General features: G+C 70.0%; 10 protein-coding genes and 1 pseudogene. 9 read left to right on the top strand and 2 right to left on the bottom strand.

Annotation, left to right across the window (positions count from 1 at the left end; translation table 11 throughout):
- The first annotated feature begins 253 nt into the window (after positions 1 to 253).
- The 3 genes and pseudogenes from P8T65_RS29870 to P8T65_RS29860 all read left to right on the top strand — a co-directional run bounded on the left by P8T65_RS29870 (position 254) and on the right by P8T65_RS29860 (position 7,690).
- Positions 254 to 6,475 (top strand): DNRLRE domain-containing protein, encoded by a 6,222-nt coding sequence (locus P8T65_RS29870; RefSeq protein ID WP_316728273.1) that lies wholly within the window; start codon positions 254 to 256, stop codon positions 6,473 to 6,475.
- Positions 6,476 to 6,648: 173 nt separating this feature from the next.
- Positions 6,649 to 6,904 (top strand): annotated as a pseudogene (locus P8T65_RS29865) (substrate-binding domain-containing protein); the annotation flags it as partial.
- 150 nt (positions 6,905 to 7,054) lie between these two features.
- On the top strand, positions 7,055 to 7,690 hold the full coding sequence (locus P8T65_RS29860) for a hypothetical protein (RefSeq protein WP_316731783.1): 636 nt from the start codon (positions 7,055 to 7,057) through the stop codon (positions 7,688 to 7,690).
- Between the two features lie 229 nt (positions 7,691 to 7,919).
- Here P8T65_RS29860 and P8T65_RS29855 read toward each other — a convergent pair whose 3' ends face one another.
- Together P8T65_RS29855 and P8T65_RS29850 are read right to left on the bottom strand one after the other, a co-directional pair.
- The gene (locus P8T65_RS29855; protein WP_316728272.1) at positions 7,920 to 8,117 is read right to left on the bottom strand and encodes a DUF397 domain-containing protein; all 198 of its coding nucleotides are present in this window, start codon (positions 8,115 to 8,117) and stop codon (positions 7,920 to 7,922) included.
- Between the two features lie 8 nt (positions 8,118 to 8,125).
- Positions 8,126 to 8,977: a helix-turn-helix transcriptional regulator gene (locus P8T65_RS29850; RefSeq protein WP_316728271.1), complete on the bottom strand. Its 852-nt coding sequence runs from the start codon at positions 8,975 to 8,977 to the stop codon at positions 8,126 to 8,128.
- A gap of 203 nt (positions 8,978 to 9,180) precedes the next feature.
- Between P8T65_RS29850 and P8T65_RS29845 the strand changes: the two genes are divergently transcribed.
- From P8T65_RS29845 to rbsD, 6 genes are all read left to right on the top strand, one after another.
- Complete coding sequence (locus P8T65_RS29845; protein WP_316728270.1) at positions 9,181 to 9,585, top strand: ATP-binding protein; 405 nt, start codon at positions 9,181 to 9,183, stop codon at positions 9,583 to 9,585.
- 167 nt (positions 9,586 to 9,752) lie between these two features.
- Entirely contained in the window at positions 9,753 to 10,769 is a 1,017-nt protein-coding gene (locus P8T65_RS29840) for a LacI family DNA-binding transcriptional regulator (RefSeq protein ID WP_316728269.1), read from the top strand.
- On the top strand, positions 10,766 to 12,295 hold the full coding sequence (locus P8T65_RS29835; RefSeq protein WP_316728268.1) for a sugar ABC transporter ATP-binding protein: 1,530 nt from the start codon (positions 10,766 to 10,768) through the stop codon (positions 12,293 to 12,295). Before P8T65_RS29840 ends, P8T65_RS29835 begins: the two co-directional genes overlap by 4 nt.
- Entirely contained in the window at positions 12,285 to 14,246 is a 1,962-nt protein-coding gene (locus P8T65_RS29830; protein ID WP_316728267.1) for a substrate-binding domain-containing protein, read from the top strand. Before P8T65_RS29835 ends, P8T65_RS29830 begins: the two co-directional genes overlap by 11 nt.
- Before the next feature lie 104 nt (positions 14,247 to 14,350).
- Positions 14,351 to 15,256, top strand: a complete 906-nt coding sequence (locus P8T65_RS29825) for a ribokinase (RefSeq protein WP_217177784.1) — start codon at positions 14,351 to 14,353, stop codon at positions 15,254 to 15,256.
- Positions 15,253 to 15,642 (top strand): D-ribose pyranase, encoded by a 390-nt coding sequence (gene rbsD, locus P8T65_RS29820; protein WP_316728266.1) that lies wholly within the window; start codon positions 15,253 to 15,255, stop codon positions 15,640 to 15,642. The genes P8T65_RS29825 and rbsD overlap by 4 nt, the downstream gene beginning before the upstream one ends.
- Positions 15,643 to 15,981 lie beyond the last annotated feature (339 nt).

Raw genomic sequence — 15,981 nt, 5'->3', positions numbered from 1 at the left:
GCGATGGCTGGTAGCCGGTAGCTGGTAGTCAGCTCACTTGCTTTCCGCCAACTTTGGCTGGAAACAAGCGCTTTGCATGCGGCGGATTGACTTCCGTGAGGACCTCATGAAGATCTTCAGGTTCTTGCGGGAAGATTCCGCACCGTTGCAAGGAGTGAGCTTGATAGCCACCTTCCTCAGACAAGGGTGGAGATCGGACAGACCGTCCGTCCAGCCCTTCCTCCCACCGGCCCGGCGAAGACGCCTGCGCTCGGTGGCGGCGACCGTCGTCCTGGCGATGGCGTTCGAGACCGCCGTGATCGTGGGAACCACCAACGTGGCAGTGGCCTCGGGCCGCGAAGCCCCGGCTGCCGACCGGAACAAGCCGGCGAAGGACCTCGGGTCCGCGACCGCCGGATCGGTGGCCGCCGCCCGACTGAAGGCGAAGATCCAGAACCGTCGGATCGAGGCGCTGGACGCCCGCACGGAGACGTCCACGACCTACGTCAACCCGGACGGTTCGGTCACCCAGACCGCGTATGCGGGACCGATCCGGTTCCAGGACGACCAGGACCGGTGGCAGGACGTCGACGTCTCCCTGCGGAAGCTCTCGGACGGCTCGCTCGGCGCCCGGCGGCATCCGCACGGACTGCGCCTCGCCGGAAAGAGCAAGGCCCCCAAGGGGCTGAAGGATGTCGGGGAGAGCACCGGTTCGGCCGGCGTCCCCCTCGTGACCCTGGAGGGCCGGACCGGGCAGCGGATGGAGCTGGGCTGGTACGGGACCCTGCCCACGCCGGAGATCGAGGGCGCGGAGAAGAACATCGCCCGCTACCGGAGCGCTCTGCCCTCGACGGACCTCCTGATCGAGTCGACCCGTACCGGCTACGAGCAGTTCCTGGAGCTGAAGGATCGTTCCGCCGTCGACGCGAGCGGGGCGATCGCCTACAGCCTGACCGCCAAGGGGCTGACCGCGAAGGAGAAGGCGGACGGCTCGGTCTCCTTCTCCGACGCCAAGGGCAGGACCGTGGGGGTCCTGCCCGCGCCGGTGATGTGGGACGCGCAGGTGGACGCCAGGTCCGGTGAGCACAAGCGCACCGCGCCCGTCGCGGTGAAGGTGGCCCAGGACGGCGACACGGTCACCCTGACCCTGACACCGGACGCGAAGTTCCTGGCCGACGACGCGACGCGGTTCCCGGTGACGATCGACCCCGCGATCAACGTGGGGGCCAGCTTCGACGCCTTCGTGCAGGAGGGTCACACCGCCGACGAGTCCGCCTCCACCGACCTCAAGCTCGGCAACAACGGTTCTTCTCAGGTGGCGCGGTCGTTCCTGTCGTTCCCGATGAAGAACATCACGGGCAAGCAGGTCTCCGCGGCGAAGCTCAATCTGTTCGCCTACCACTCGTGGTCCTGCACCCCGAAGAGCTGGGAGGTGTGGTCCACCGGAGCCGCGAGCACCGCCTCGCGCTGGACCTCGCAGCCGGCCTGGGAGACGAAGCACGCCACCAGCACCCAGACCAAGGGCTTCTCCAGCGCCTGCAACGACGGGTGGGTGTCCGCCGACGTGACCTCCCTGGCGAAGGCCTGGGCGAGCAGCGGCAACGGCACCAACCACCTGGGCCTGCGGGCCACGGACGAGACGGACCCGTACGGCTGGAAGCGCTTCAACTCCGGCAACGCGGCCTCCAACACCCCCTATCTGTCGGTCACCTACAACTCGATTCCCGAGCAGCCGACTCTGCTGGCCCCGCTGAGCGCGGCGGCCACCAACGACACCACGCCGACCCTGTCGGCGAAGGCCCTGGACGGTGACGGCTCGCAGGTCACCCTCGACTACGAGGTGTGGACGTCCACCGGAACCTCCGCTCTGCGCACCGGTTCCAGTGCGGCGGTCGCCTCCGGAGCACAGGCCAACTGGACCCCGGCCGCGCTCGCGGCGGGCTCCTACAAGTGGCGGGTCCGCGCGGGAGACGGCTCCGCCACCAGTGCCTGGTCGGCTTTCCGCACCCTGACGGTGGACACCACGTCCCCCGCCGCGACCTCGATCGCCTCCGGCGACTTCCCCGCCGGGCAGTGGTCCGGCGCTCCCAACGGCAGCGGCGACTTCACCGGAAGCTTCACCCTCACCCCGCCGTCGGCGGACGTGAAGGAGGTCCAGTGGCAACTGGACGGCGGAGCCTGGCAGACGATCGCCACCGCCGGCGCGGCGGTGACGGCCAAGCCGGTGTTCCGCGCGGGCAAGCACATCCTGACCGCCCGCACGAAGGACGCCGCCGGCAACGCCTCCGCCCAGACCACCTTCACCTTCTACGCGGGCTCGGGCGCCGCACTGCTCTCCCCGGCCCAGGGGGACCGCCCCGCGCGGCGGACCGTCCTGTCCGGCCAGGGCAAGACCGCCGACACGGGGGTCCGCTACCAGTACCGGCGCGGTGAGACCGACACCTGGAAGGACGTTCCCGTCGCCGATGTGCGACGCAAGTCGGACGACACGGCCGTCGCCACCTGGCCGGTGAAGGTGACCGGTGGCGTGCCGGACGAACTCGTCTGGAACATCACCGGCACCCTCGGCGAGGACGGTCCGCTGGACCTCCGCGCGGTCTTCACCGACGGCTCCAGCACCGACGCCTCCCCGGCCACCTCCATCACCGTCGACCGCGACGCGGGCGCCGCGCCGACCCAGGCCGCCGGCCCGGGCGACGTGAACATGCTCACCGGTGACTACACGGTGTCCGCGACGGACAGTTCGTCCTTCGGGCTGACCGCGAGCCGCACCGCCTCCTCACGCCGTCCCACTGCCGGTGGGCAGCAGGAGGGGCAGGTCGCCATCTTCGGTCCGCAGTGGACCGCGGGTACCGCCGCGGAACTCAGCGACTCCCAAATGCTGTACATCCGCAAGACGTCGAGCACCTCGGTCGCGTTGGTGGACGTCGAAGGGGAGGAAACCGGGTTCACCGCGACGAGCGGCGGCGGGTGGAAGCCCGAGGAGGGGGCCGAGTCCCTGACCCTCACCGGCAGCCTGACGGGCTCCTTCACCCTGAAGGACACCGAGGGGACCACCTCGCAGTTCACCAAGATCGACACGGCCGCGACGACCTGGCAGCTCTCCAAGAGCTCGCTGTCGACGGAGAACTCCACCACCTCGCTGATCTCGGAGAAGGTCACCGTGGGCGGAGCCGTGCTGGCCCGGCCGAAGTACGCGATCGCTCCCTCGTCCGCCGTGAGCAACGAGACCTGCGCGAACGCCCCTTCGACCAAGGGCTGTCGGATCCTGGAGTACCAGTACGCCACCACGACCACGGCGACCGGCAGCACGCTGGGCGACTACGCCGGGCAGGTCTACCGCATCCGCCAGTGGTCCACCAACCCGGGCGCGGCGAACGCCACCGCCACCGTGGTGTCCAGTTACGCGTACGACGCCTCGGGCCGCCTGCGTGAGCAGTGGGATCCCCGGATCTCCCCGGCGCTGAAGACGACCTACACCTACGACAGTGCGGGCCGGGTGGTCACCCAGACCCCGCCGGGCGAGTTGCCGTGGACGTTCGAGTACGGCAAGGCGGGCGCCAGTTCGGTGGCCGGTGACGGCATGGTGCTGTCCGTGTCGCGGCCCACGCTGAAGCCGGGCAGCAAGGACGAGCCGGACGGCGGCAGGGCGACGCTCTCCCTCGTCTACGACGTTCCGCTCTCCGGCACCAAGGCGCCGAACCAGGTGGCCCCGGTGGACACCAGGACCTGGGCGCAGACGGACGCGCCCACGGACGCCACCGCCATCTTCCCCACCGATCAGGTGCCCGCCTCGCACAGCGGGAACGATCTCGCCGCGGGGGACTACGACAAGGCGACCACCACCTACACCAACGCCTCGGGGCTCCAGGTCAACACCGGTCTGCCCGGTCGGCACCTGACCACCACGCAGTACGACGCGTTCGGCAACATCGTCTTCGAACTGGGGGCCACCAACCGCGAACTCGCTCTCGGCAGCGAGGAATATCAGGTCAACACCCAGAGCGAACTCGGCATCCGCTCCGATTCGACGGCCGAGCGTGCCCAGAAGCTGGCCACCGTCGCGAAGTACTCCAGCGACGGCAGGCGGATGGTGGACCAGCTCGGACCGCTGCACCTGGTCACCCTGACCAAGCAGCTCCAGGGCGACGCCGACAGCCCCGACATCCCGGCCCGCACCCTGGTGCCCGCGCGGGAACACACCGTCACGCGGTACGACGAGGGCCGCCCCACCGACGGGTCCGCTCTGGTCATGGACCAGCCGACCACGACGTCGACGGGTGCTTTCGTCGAGGACTACCCGGCCGACGGCGACGTGCGTACCAGCACGACCGCCTACGACTGGGCCAAGGGCCTGCCGGTCAGCAGCGTCACGGACCCGACCGGGCTCAAGCTGACCCGGGCCTCCGTCTACGACGCCCAGGGGCGCATCACCAAGAACAGCCAGCCCAAGTCCAACGGGTCCGACGCCGGAACGGTGGTGTCCCAGTACTGGTCCGCCGGCGGGACCGGCGCGTGCGCGGGGCGCCCCGAATGGGCCGACCTGCTGTGCTCCAGTGGCCCGGCAGGAAAGATCACCGGGGGCGGCTCGAACCCCGACGAGCTGCCCACCAAGACCCTCGAGTACGACCGCTGGGGCAACGCCACCAAGGTCACCGAGACCGCCAACGGGGTGACACGCACCACCGTCACCACGTACGACGCGGCCGGCCGGGGCAAGCAGATCCAGATCAGCGGGGGCGTCGGCACGGCCGTACCCACGCAGACGATCACCTTCGATCCCGCCAACGGCCAAGTGGCCACCATGTCCGACGGCGCCACCACGATCCGCCACGGCACCGACAAGCTCGGCCGCGAGATCTCGTACGACGACGGCGCGGGCAACGTCACGCGCACCGAGTACGACGCCCGCGACCGTGTCACCAGGCGATCCGACTCGGCTCCCTCGGAGACCACGTACGACTACGACAGTCTGACGGGCCTGCCGACCCGGATGCACGACTCCGTCATGGGCGGCATCGGCGACGTCACCGGTTCCTACGACTCCGACGGGCGCCTCTACAAGCAGAAGCTGCCCTGGAACATGGACGTCGAGTTCAACCTGGACCCGACGGGCAGTGAGACCTCGCGCTACTGGCACTGGGAGTCCGGCTGGACGGTCCAGGGCGAGTCGATCAGTGAGAACATCCACGGTCAGGTCGTCTCCCGCACCACGTACACGGGCGGTGGGGCGTACCAGGAGTACTCCTACGACGCGGCCGGTCGCCTGACCAAGGCCGACGACACCCAGACGGGTGTCACGACCCACCGCGGGTACGGGTTCGACGACAACACCAACCGCACGTCCCTGGTGACCACCGTCGACGACGTGGACGGGGGTGCCCCCACCAGCAGGACGGTCAACTCCACCTACGACAGCGCCGACCGGCTGATCGGGACCGGCACCGCCTACGACGCCTTCGGCCGCACGACCACCCAGTCGAGCGGCGCCCAGTACTCCTACTACGCCAACGATCTGGTCCGCCAGATCACGGCGCGTGGCGAGCGCACCACCTGGAGCCTCGACGCGGCCGGGAGGCTCGCCTCGTCCACGACCGAGAGTCAGGACGAGGGCGGGACCTGGGCCACCACGGCGACCGTCCGCAACCACTACGGGGCCGACGGGGACAATCCCACGTGGTCCGGCGAGAGCAACAACAAGATCACCCGCAACCTGTCGGACCTGACGGGGAGCCTGATCGCCACCACCGGCGCCGCAGGTGACGTGGTTCTCCAACTCACCAATCTCCACGGCGACATAGCCACCCAGATCCCCCTGGCGGACGCCACCACTCCCGTGGTCAACACCTACGACGAGTACGGCAAGCTCCTGCCGGGAACGGACGCGTCCCGCTACGGCTGGCTCGGCGGGGAGCAGCGCTCGTCCGAGACGCCCAGCAGCGTCACGCTCATGGGGGTCCGCCTCTACGACGCGGACACGGGGCGGTTCCTCTCCGTCGACCGGATCGTCGGAGGCAACGCCAGTTCGTACGACTACTGCTTCGCCGACCCGGTGAACTGCTACGACATCAGCGGGAACTACAGCATCAACGGCCTCGTGCCGGAGGCCGCGATCTGCGCCCTGTTCCTGCTGTGGTGCGCGGACATGGCCTACATCACCTACTGGGCCCTGGGAGAGGCGAAGAAGCGGTACTCGCACGGGGCGAAGCAGAACGCCTACCGCCACTGCATCTGGCAGGCGATGCTGACCTGGGCCGTCGGTTCCAGCCTGGCCAAGGCCCTCGGGAACGCCCATGAGAGGAACGCGGGAAGCTCCGCGGCGGCGAAGCGCGACTCCAAGGCCGACCAGTACAACAACAAGATCGGAAGAAGTCTGGGAGGGAAGATCACGGCCTGGACGTACAAGAAGGCGAAGGAGACCGCCTGTCGCTTCTGCAAGGACAAGGTCAAGAAGCACAAGCTGAAGTCCAACGCGGCAGGCAAGACCTGGGTCTAGGCCGTCTCTGACGGCTCCTGGACCCCTGCCCGGACGGATCGGGGTCGAGCGGGGTGGTGCGCGGGTCGCGCGCCACCCCGCTCGGCGCGTCTCGGGTCGGCCCCGCGGTCACGTGGAATTTCGGCCACTGCCCCCTCCTTGCCCGGGCGGCGATGGCGGGCATCAAGGATGTCGCGGCCGAGGCGGGAGTGTCCGCCGCCACCATGTCGCGGATCGATGCCTTCAGGGACGCCCTGGGCGAGCACGGGCTGCCGCTGCCGGACGACTGCACAGGGGCAGGGCGACATCCAGGCCGAGAACGGGCACCGGGTGACCGAGGGGTTCCTCGACCTGGCCGAGCCGCCCGAGGTCGTCTTCGCGGCGGACAACCTGATGGCGCTGGGTGCGCTCGACGCCATCCGCGCGAGAGGGATGCGGGCTCCGCAGGACGGTGCGACGACGCGAAGCGGGCAGCGTCGGGGGACGCGCATAACTGGGGGCTCGTCCCCCATGTCCCTTCACCGCCTGGCGCGGACGCTGAACCCATGCGCCGCCGCTTCGACCAGCGGTCGGCACGAGCGTTCCAACGACAGGAGCAGCATGGCTATGTCAACCCGCAGGGGATTACAGGCGGCAGCGGCGGCAGCGGGTGCCGCGCTGCTGGTGTCCACCGGCCCGGCGTCTGCCGCAACGGGGGCGGTGCAGGCAAGCGCGACGGTGGTGCAGGCCAACGACGCGTTCATCTTCGTCAACGCGGCGGCCGGGGAGAGGAACAGGATCTTCATCAACCCGTCCGGGAGCACCGTCACCGTCATCGACACCGGGGCGTCCACTTCCGCGGGAGTGGGGTGCACGCCCAACAGTGACGGTTCCGTCTCCTGCCCGGCCGGCACCCGGACGATCCTCGTCGTGGCCGGCGACCAGCAGGACACCATCGCCCAGAGAACCGGCCTGCGTGCCTCGCTCGACGCCGGACCGGGCAACGACACGGTGTACGCCCAGGACGCCACCGGCCGTCAGTCCATCGCGGGCGGAGAAGGACGGGACACCCTGTTGAGCGGCAGCGGCGCGGACGTCCTCGTCGGGGGACCGGGCGTCGACCTTCTGAGCGGCGGGGCGGGCAACGACATCCTGGACAACGTCGATCAGGCTCCGGGCGACTCCGCCCAGGGAGGGGACGGCAGCGACAGCTGCACGTCGGACTCCGGAGACCAGGAGCTCGGCTGCGAGTCCTGACCTGGCCTCCGGCCGGTCCGGACCCGCGCCTGTGACAGCACCTGACGGCATTCGCTGAACCCGCCGTCAGGCCTCATGCCCTGCCCGAGATGGGCCGTCCGCTCCGGCTGGCGGCCCATCTCGTCGGGGCGTCTGCGGGGCGGCGCGCCGCGGTACGACGGAACTCGTTGACAAGGGCCCGCTCCGGCACCCCTGGCCAGGCTGAGGCCCACCCTTGTCCGGGGGGGGCCTACACGCTCCTTGTCGACCTCTTGAGGGCACTGATGAACGCGGTGAAGGAGGGGGCGAGGAAGGTGAGGGTGGCCCGCGCTGGAGCCTTGGAGTCTCGGACCGCTGTGTGGGTGGGGGTGACGGCTATCTCCACGCAAGTGTCGCCGTCACCGTCGCCGGAGTAGGACGACTTTCGCCAGTTGCTGGGGTCGGTCATGAAGTGCCTCACAGCTCCTTTGCCAGACGCCTGATGAATTCGTGCGACTGCTCGGGGTCGAGCGCCCTCGCGCTCACCTGTCGGAAGCGAGCGCGATATGTGGCCAGTTGGTCCTCCGCATCAATGTGGAGCGCACCCGTGGGGCCGTCTCGGATCACCGTGTCCAGTCTGGTCACGCTGCCGCCCACGTAGGTCATCGAGCTGCCGGCCCAGGAGAAGCCCTCCATGTCGAAGGGGACGACCCGCACACCGATGTGCTCCGCTTCGGACACTTCCAGGAGGTGGGTGAGCTGTCCTCGTGCTGTGGCACGAGTGCCGACCATGATGCGGAGCGCCGCTTCATGGACAACGGCGTCGAGGCGGATCGGTGAGGGGCCTTCGAGGATCGCACGACGTGCCATACGGTGGCGCACACGCAACTCCAGCGCCTCTTCCGTCAGTTCGGGAATTCGTGTGGCGTATACGGCACGAGCGTAGGCCTCGGTCTGCAGGAGACCCGGCGCATACAGGATGGCCAGGTTGTGCTGGAACCGGGAGTGATGCTCCAGCTCAGCCAGGTCCAGGAACGACGCGGGCAGCAGATCCCGGTACTCCTCCCACCATCCACATGTCCGTTCCGTGGCCATCTTGACCAGAGCTTCGATGAACTCCTCATCGGTACAGGCGTAGTGGGATGCGAGGTGCCGGAGTCGTCGCTCACTGACGCCCGTGAGTGCGGACTCGATGTGGCTCAGCTGGACGCGTCCCACACCGAGCCGCGCCGCCGCCTCGGTCGCACTGAGCCCGGCCGCATCACGAAGCCTGCGCAGTTCGGTCGCCAGGCGCATCTGACGTGCGGTTGGCTCGCGCCTCAGAACCACTGCTCACTCCTTGGTCCAACTCCCGCCGAGGCGGCTCGTTCGGAGCCAGATTACGCGATCAGGTTGCTTGGGATGAATTGTTAGGCCTACTGTCGGTGACGCAGAGAACACGCTACGGAAGCGCACCGCCCCGTCCCGCCATGACGGCGCCGGCAATGCCACCGTGCGCGAAATCCCCCCTCAGCCAACGGAGTTGACGACCCGTGCCCGAAACCTGGGACTACACCCTCCTGATCCCCAACGACCTCAGAGCCGTGACCATCTGCCGTCGCACCCTGCGGCTGATCCTCACCATGCACGGTCTCATCGGGCTGGTGGACACGGCGGAGTTGCTCGCGACCGAGCTCGTCTCCAACGCCGTACGGCACACGAAGGGGCCCGCCGCTCTCCGGGTACGGCGGTCGGCGGAGGGAGTGGTGTGGATCGGGGCATGGGACGCCGATCCCGAACCGCCGCAACCGCCACAGCCGCTGGAGTCGGTGGGCGAGCAGGAGGACGGACGCGGCCTGGGTCTCGTCGTGGCCTGCACGAAGTACTGGGGGTGGATGCCGTCGGCCAGGTTCGGCGAGCGGGGCAAGTACGTGTGGTGCGAGCTGGCGGCGGCGTAGGGCCATCGGCGCCCGCACCCTCCATCACGCGGCCTGTCGACCCCACCACCCTCCCGGTCACGATTGGATTTCGGCCACTGCCGACCCCTTGCCCCACCCTCGTGTAATCGATTCCAATCCTCCCGTACACATCGATGTAATCGATTCCACGAGGAGGTGGGCCGGCGATGGCGAGCATCAAGGATGTCGCGGCCGAGGCGGGGGTGTCCGTCGCCACCGTGTCCCGGGTGCTCAACGACCATCCGTCGGTCAGCGCGGAGGCGCGGGCGCGGGTGATGGCCGCCGTCGAGACGCTGGGGTACCGGCCGAACGCCGTCGCGCGGTCGTTGCGTACGGATCAGACCCACACGCTCGGGCTCGTCATCAGTGACGTGATGAACCCGTACTTCACCGAGCTGGCGCGGTCCGTCGAGGAAGAGGCGCGGGCGCTCGGGTACAGCGTGATCATCGGGAACGCCGACGAGCGGCCCGAGCTTCAGGATCACCATGTGCGGAATCTGCTCGACCGGCGGATCGACGGCCTGCTCGTGTCGCCGACCGACGGTGGTTCGCCGTTGATGCTGGACGCCGTGCGGGCCGGGACGCCGATGGTGTTCGTGGACCGGTGGATCCCGGGCGTGGACGTGCCGGTGGTGCGGGCGGACGGGCGCGCGGCCGTGCGGGATCTGGTCGCTCATCTGTACGGGCTTGGGCACCGGCGGCTCGCGATCATCGCCGGGCCGGCCGCGACCACGACCGGCCGGGAGCGGGTCGAGGTCTTCCGGGAGGCGCTCGCCGAGCACGGGCTGCCACTGCCGGACGCGTACATAGGTCAGGGCGACTTCCAGGCCGAGAGCGGGCGGCGGGTGATGGAGGGGTTCCTCGATCTGTCCGAGCCGCCGCAGGTCGTCTTCGCCGCCGACAACCTGATGGCTCTCGGTGCGCTGGACGCCGTCCGCGCGCGCGGGATGCGGGTTCCTCAGGATGTCGGGCTGGCCGCGTTCGACGACATCCCGTGGTTCGTGCACACCGATCCGCCGATCACGGCGGTGGCCCAGCCGACGGGCGAGCTGGGGCGGGCCGCCGTGCGGGCTCTGGTCGACCGCATCGAGGGGCGGCCCCCGCAGTCGGTCACCCTCCCCGCCCGTCTCGTCGTACGCCTCTCGTGCGGCGAGGAACACGCACAGAACAGGAGCACGTCGTGAGCGACCCTGACGAGTTGCTGCGCATCGAAGGCATACGCAAGACCTTTCCCGGTGTGGTCGCGCTGGACGGCGTCGACTTCGAACTGCGCCGGGGCGAGGTGCACGTCCTGCTCGGTGAGAACGGCGCGGGCAAGAGCACGCTCATCAAGATGCTCTCCGGCGCCTACACGCCCGACGCGGGGCGGGTCCTGGCAGCCGGCGAGGAGGTGCGCATCCATGGTGCGCAGGACTCCGAGCGGCTCGGGATCGCCACCATCTACCAGGAGTTCAACCTGGTGCCCGATCTGACCGTCGCCGAGAACATCTTCCTGGGGCGGCAGCCGCGCCGCTTCGGGATGATCGACCGGAAGCGGATGGAGGCCGACGCCGCCGAGCTGCTGGAGCGGGTGGGGGTCAACGTCTCGCCACGCGCGCGCGTGCGTGAACTCGGGATCGCCCGGCTGCAGATGGTCGAGATCGCCAAGGCGTTGAGCCTCGACGCGCGTGTGCTGATCATGGACGAGCCGACCGCCGTGCTGACGACCGAGGAGGTCGAGAGGCTCTTCGCCATCGTGCGACGGCTCCGCGAGGACGGGGTCGGGATCGTCTTCATCACCCATCACCTGGAGGAGATCGCCGCCCTGGGGGATCGCGTGACCGTCATCCGGGACGGGAAGAGCGTCGGGCAGCTGCCCGCCACCACCCCGCAGGACGAGCTCGTACGCCTCATGGTCGGGCGGTCCATCGAGCAGCAGTACCCGAGGGAGCGGGCGGACTCCGGCGAGGCGTTGCTCGTCGTCGAGGGACTCACACGGGACGGCGTCTTCCACGACGTCAGCTTCGAGGTGCGGGCCGGTGAGGTCGTCGGCATCGCGGGGCTCGTCGGGGCCGGTCGTACGGAGGTCGTGCGGGCCGTGTTCGGCGCAGATCCGTACGACGAGGGGGCTGTGCGGGTCGGTGGCTCCGCCGTGCCCAAGGACGACGTGGTCGCCGCCATGGCCGCCGGGATCGGGCTCGTGCCCGAGGACCGCAAGGGCCAGGGGCTGGTGCTGGACGCGTCCGTGGAGGAGAACCTCGGCCTGGTGACGCTGCGGGGCGCCACCCGGGGCGGGTTCGTCGACCTCAAGGGGCAGCGGGCGAACGCGGCCGGGGTCGCCGAGCGGCTCGGGGTACGGATGGCCGGGCTGCACCAGCACGTCCGCACCCTCTCGGGCGGCAACCAGCAGAAGGTCGTCATCGGCAAGTGGCTGCTGGCGAACACCAAGGTGCTGATCCTCGACGAGCCGACGCGCGGGATAGACGTCGGCGCGAAGGTCGAGATCTACGAACTGATCAACGAGCTGACGGCCGCCGGTGCCGCCGTGCTGATGATCTCCAGTGACCTGCCCGAGGTGCTCGGTATGAGCGATCGGGTGCTGGTCATGGCCCAGGGGCGGATCGCGGGTGAACTGCCCGCCGCCGAGGCCACCCAGGACGCGGTGATGGCACTCGCCGTCTCCCACCCCACCACCCCTGCGACGGAAACGGAGGCCCCCGATGGCCGCTGACACGCTCAAGAGCACGACGGGCGCGAGTGGCGCCTCGGGAGCATCGGGGCTGCGCCGGCTCCTGCTCGACAACGGCGCGCTGACCGCGCTGATCGTCCTCGTCGTCGGGATGTCGGTGCTGTCCGGCGACTTCCTGACGACCGACAACCTGCTCAACATCGGTGTCCAGGCCGCCGTCACCGCGATCCTCGCGTTCGGTGTGACCTTCGTGATCGTCTCGGCGGGCATCGACCTGTCGGTCGGCTCGGTGGCGGCGCTGTCGGCCACCGTGCTGGCCTGGAGCGCGACCTCGGAGGGCGTACCCGTCCCGATAGCCGTGCTCCTCGCCATCGTCACCGGCATCGCGTGCGGTCTCGTCAACGGCTTCCTCGTCTCGTACGGGAAGCTGCCGCCGTTCATCGCGACGCTCGCCATGCTGTCGGTGGGCCGCGGTCTGTCGCTGGTGATCTCGCAGGGCAGCCCGATCGCCTTCCCCGAGTCGGTGTCGCACCTCGGTGACAACCTCGGCGGCTGGCTGCCGGTGCCGGTCCTGGTGATGCTGGTCCTCGGTGCCGTCACGGCCGTGATCCTCGGGCGTACGTACATCGGGCGTGCCATGTACGCGATCGGTGGCAACGAGGAGGCGGCCCGGCTCTCCGGGCTGCGGGTGAAGCGGCAGAAGCTCGTCATCTACGCGCTGTCCGGGCTGTTCGCCGCCGCCGCGGGCATCGTGCTCGCCTCCCGGCTCTCCTCCGCGCAGCCGCAGGCCGCGCAGGGCTACGAGCTGGACGCGATCGCGGCGGTCGTCATCGGCGGTGCCTCGCTGGCCGGCGGTACGGGCAAGGCGTCGGGGACGCTGATCGGCGCGCTGATCCTGGCGGTGCTCAGGAACGGCCTCAACCTGCTGTCCGTGTCCGCCTTCTGGCAGCAGGTCGTCATCGGTGTGGTGATCGCGCTGGCGGTGCTGCTGGACACGGTGCGGCGGAAGGCGGGGGCGACCCCGGTGGCGGCCGGTGCGGGCGGCTCCGGGGACCGGAAGAAGCAGGCGGTGACGTACGTGCTGGCCGCGGTGGTCGCGGCGGCGGTCGTGGGCGCGACCTCGTTCCTGCACACCGGGTCCTCGGCGGCGAAGAGCGAGAAGATCGGGCTGTCGCTGTCGACGCTCAACAACCCCTTCTTCGTGCAGATCCGGGCGGGCGCCCAGGACGAGGCGAAGAAGCTGGGCGTGGACCTGTCGGTCACGGACGCGCAGAACGACGCCTCGCAGCAGGCCAACCAGCTGCAGAACTTCACCAGTGAGGGCCTCGGCACGATCATCGTGAACCCGGTGGACTCCGACGCGGTGACCCCGGCGGCCAAGGCCGTCAACAAGGCGGACATCCCGCTGGTGGCCGTCGACCGCGCGGTGAACGGCGCGAACACGGCCGCGCTCGTGGCCTCCGACAACGTCAGCGGCGGCGAGCTCGCCGCCAAGTCGCTCGCCGAGAAGCTGGGCGGCAAGGGCGAGATCGTCATCCTCCAGGGCCAGGCGGGCACCTCCGCCAGCCGGGAGCGCGGCGCCGGCTTCGCCGAGGGGCTGAAGGCCTACCCGGGCATCAAGGTCCTCGCCAAGCAGCCCGCCGACTGGGACCGCACCAAGGGCCTCGACGTGATGACGAACCTGCTCCAGGCCAACCCCGACGTCGACGGTGTCTTCGCGGAGAACGACGAGATGGCGCTCGGCGCGATCAAGGCGCTCGGTGCCAAGGCCGGGAAGTCGGTCCAGGTCATCGGCTTCGACGGCACCGCCGACGGGCTGAAGGCCGTCGAGGCGGGCACGCTGTACGCGTCGGTGGCGCAGCAGCCCGCGGAACTCGGCAGGATCGCGGTGCGCAACGCCGTCGAGGCCGCCAAGGGCGAGAAGGTCGAGAAGTCGGTGATGGTGCCGGTGAAGGTGGTCACGTCGGAGAACGTGGCCGAGTTCAGCGGCTGACGGCGGCGGCGAGCCGGCCGCGCATACGGTCGAAGGCCGCGTTCGGCGGCTGACGGCGGCGGCCGGATCCGCGGTTGACCACGAGGACGCACGAAGGAGCACGCATGTACGACTACGACCTGCTGGTCGTGGGATCGGCCAACGCCGACCTGGTGATCGGTGTCGAGCGGCGGCCGGGGGCCGGGGAGACCGTGCTCGGCTCCGACCTGGCCGTCCACCCCGGCGGCAAGGGCGCCAACCAGGCGGTGGCGGCGGCCCGGCTCGGGGCGCGTACGGCGCTGCTGGCGCGGGTCGGCGACGACGGCAACGGCCGCCTGCTGCTGGACTCGCAGCGGGCGGCCGGGGTCGACACGGCCGGGGTGCTGGTCGGCGGGGCGCCCACCGGGGTCGCGCTGATCACGGTGGACCCGTCGGGCGACAACAGCATCGTGGTGTCGCCCGGCGCCAACGGGAAGCTGACCCCCGGGGACGTACGCGCGGCGGAGGGCCTGCTGCGCGCGTCCCGGGTCGTCTCCGCGCAGTTGGAGATCCCGTTGGAGACGGTCGTGGAGGTCGTGCGGCGGCTGCCGGAGGGGACCCGTTTCGTCCTGAACCCGTCGCCGCCGAGGGAGTTGCCCGCGGAGGTGCTGGCCGCCTGTGATCCGCTGATCGTCAACGAGCACGAGGCCCGGGTCATCGTCGGGGGCGAGCTCGCGGGGTCGCCGTCGCCGGAGGACTGGGCGCGGGCACTGCTGGCGCTCGGGCCGCGTTCGGTGGTCGTGACGCTGGGCGCGGAGGGGGCGTTGGTCGCGACCGCCGAGGGAAGTGCGCGGGTGGCGGCCGTGAAGGTGGACGCCGTGGACACCACGGGTGCCGGGGACGCGTTCACGGCGGCGCTGGCGTGGCGGCTGGGGGCGGGCGCGGAGCCCGCCGAGGCCGCCGCGTACGCGGCCCGGGTGGGGGCCGCCGCCGTCACGAAAGCCGGGGCGCAGGTCTCGTTCCCGACCGCCGAGGAGGTCGCGGCGCTGTGAAGCGGGCCGGGATACTCAACCGTCATCTGGCGGGCGCCATCGCCGAGTTGGGGCACGGGCACGGGGTGCTGGTGTGCGACGCGGGGATGCCGGTGCCCGAGGGGCCGCGCGTGGTCGACCTGGCATTCCGGGCCGGGGTGCCGTCCTTCGCGGAGGTGCTGGACGGGCTGCTCGACGAGATCGTGGTCGAGGGGGCGACGGCCGCGTACGAGGTGCGTGAGACGAATCTGGAGGCGACGGCGCTGCTGGAGGACCGCTTCCCCGAGCTGGAGCTGGTCCCCCACGAGGAGTTGAAGGAGCTGTCGGCGGGCACGCGGCTGGTCGTACGGACCGGGGAGGCGCGGCCGTACGCGAATGTGCTGCTGCGGTGCGGGGTGTTCTTCTAGCGACCCTTGCGGGTGTTCTGCCAGCGACCCTGCCGGCGAGTTCTGGCGATCCTGTCGGCGAGCACGCCGGAATGTTTCGAGGGGCCCGGTCCAGTGGACCGGGCCCCTCGGGTTTTCCCCTCCGTACCAGAACCCCCGCGATCCCCCCAGATCCCCCTCCGAGAAGTCCTGATGCCAAGTACGACCCGCGAGGTGGGGGGAGGGTTGCACGGCGGTTCAGGAATTTTTCTCGGCAGCGGTGAGGCGCCACAAGGGTGTTCGAGTTGTGTTCCGATGGTGTCACCGGCCCGGCAAGCGCGTTGCGGGTGCAACGCGTTGTGGGAGACCATGTTCGAGACG

This window comes from Streptomyces sp. 11x1 (assembly GCF_032598905.1).
GTDB lineage: Bacteria > Actinomycetota > Actinomycetes > Streptomycetales > Streptomycetaceae > Streptomyces.
The sequence above is the reverse complement of the archived record's forward strand: the minus strand, read 5'-3'. Positions and strand labels throughout refer to the sequence as shown.

What these genes read in the sequence shown, in the direction of transcription:
- P8T65_RS29840 (WP_316728269.1), top strand. Translation starts at nt 9,753, where the DNA reads ATGGCGAGCATCAAGGATGTCGCGGCCGAGGCGGGGGTGTCCGTCGCC.
- P8T65_RS29830 (WP_316728267.1), top strand. Translation starts at nt 12,285, where the DNA reads ATGGCCGCTGACACGCTCAAGAGCACGACGGGCGCGAGTGGCGCCTCG.
- P8T65_RS29860 (WP_316731783.1), top strand. Translation starts at nt 7,055, where the DNA reads ATGGCTATGTCAACCCGCAGGGGATTACAGGCGGCAGCGGCGGCAGCG.
- P8T65_RS29855 (WP_316728272.1), bottom strand. Translation starts at nt 8,117, where the DNA reads ATGACCGACCCCAGCAACTGGCGAAAGTCGTCCTACTCCGGCGACGGT.
- P8T65_RS29825 (WP_217177784.1), top strand. Translation starts at nt 14,351, where the DNA reads ATGTACGACTACGACCTGCTGGTCGTGGGATCGGCCAACGCCGACCTG.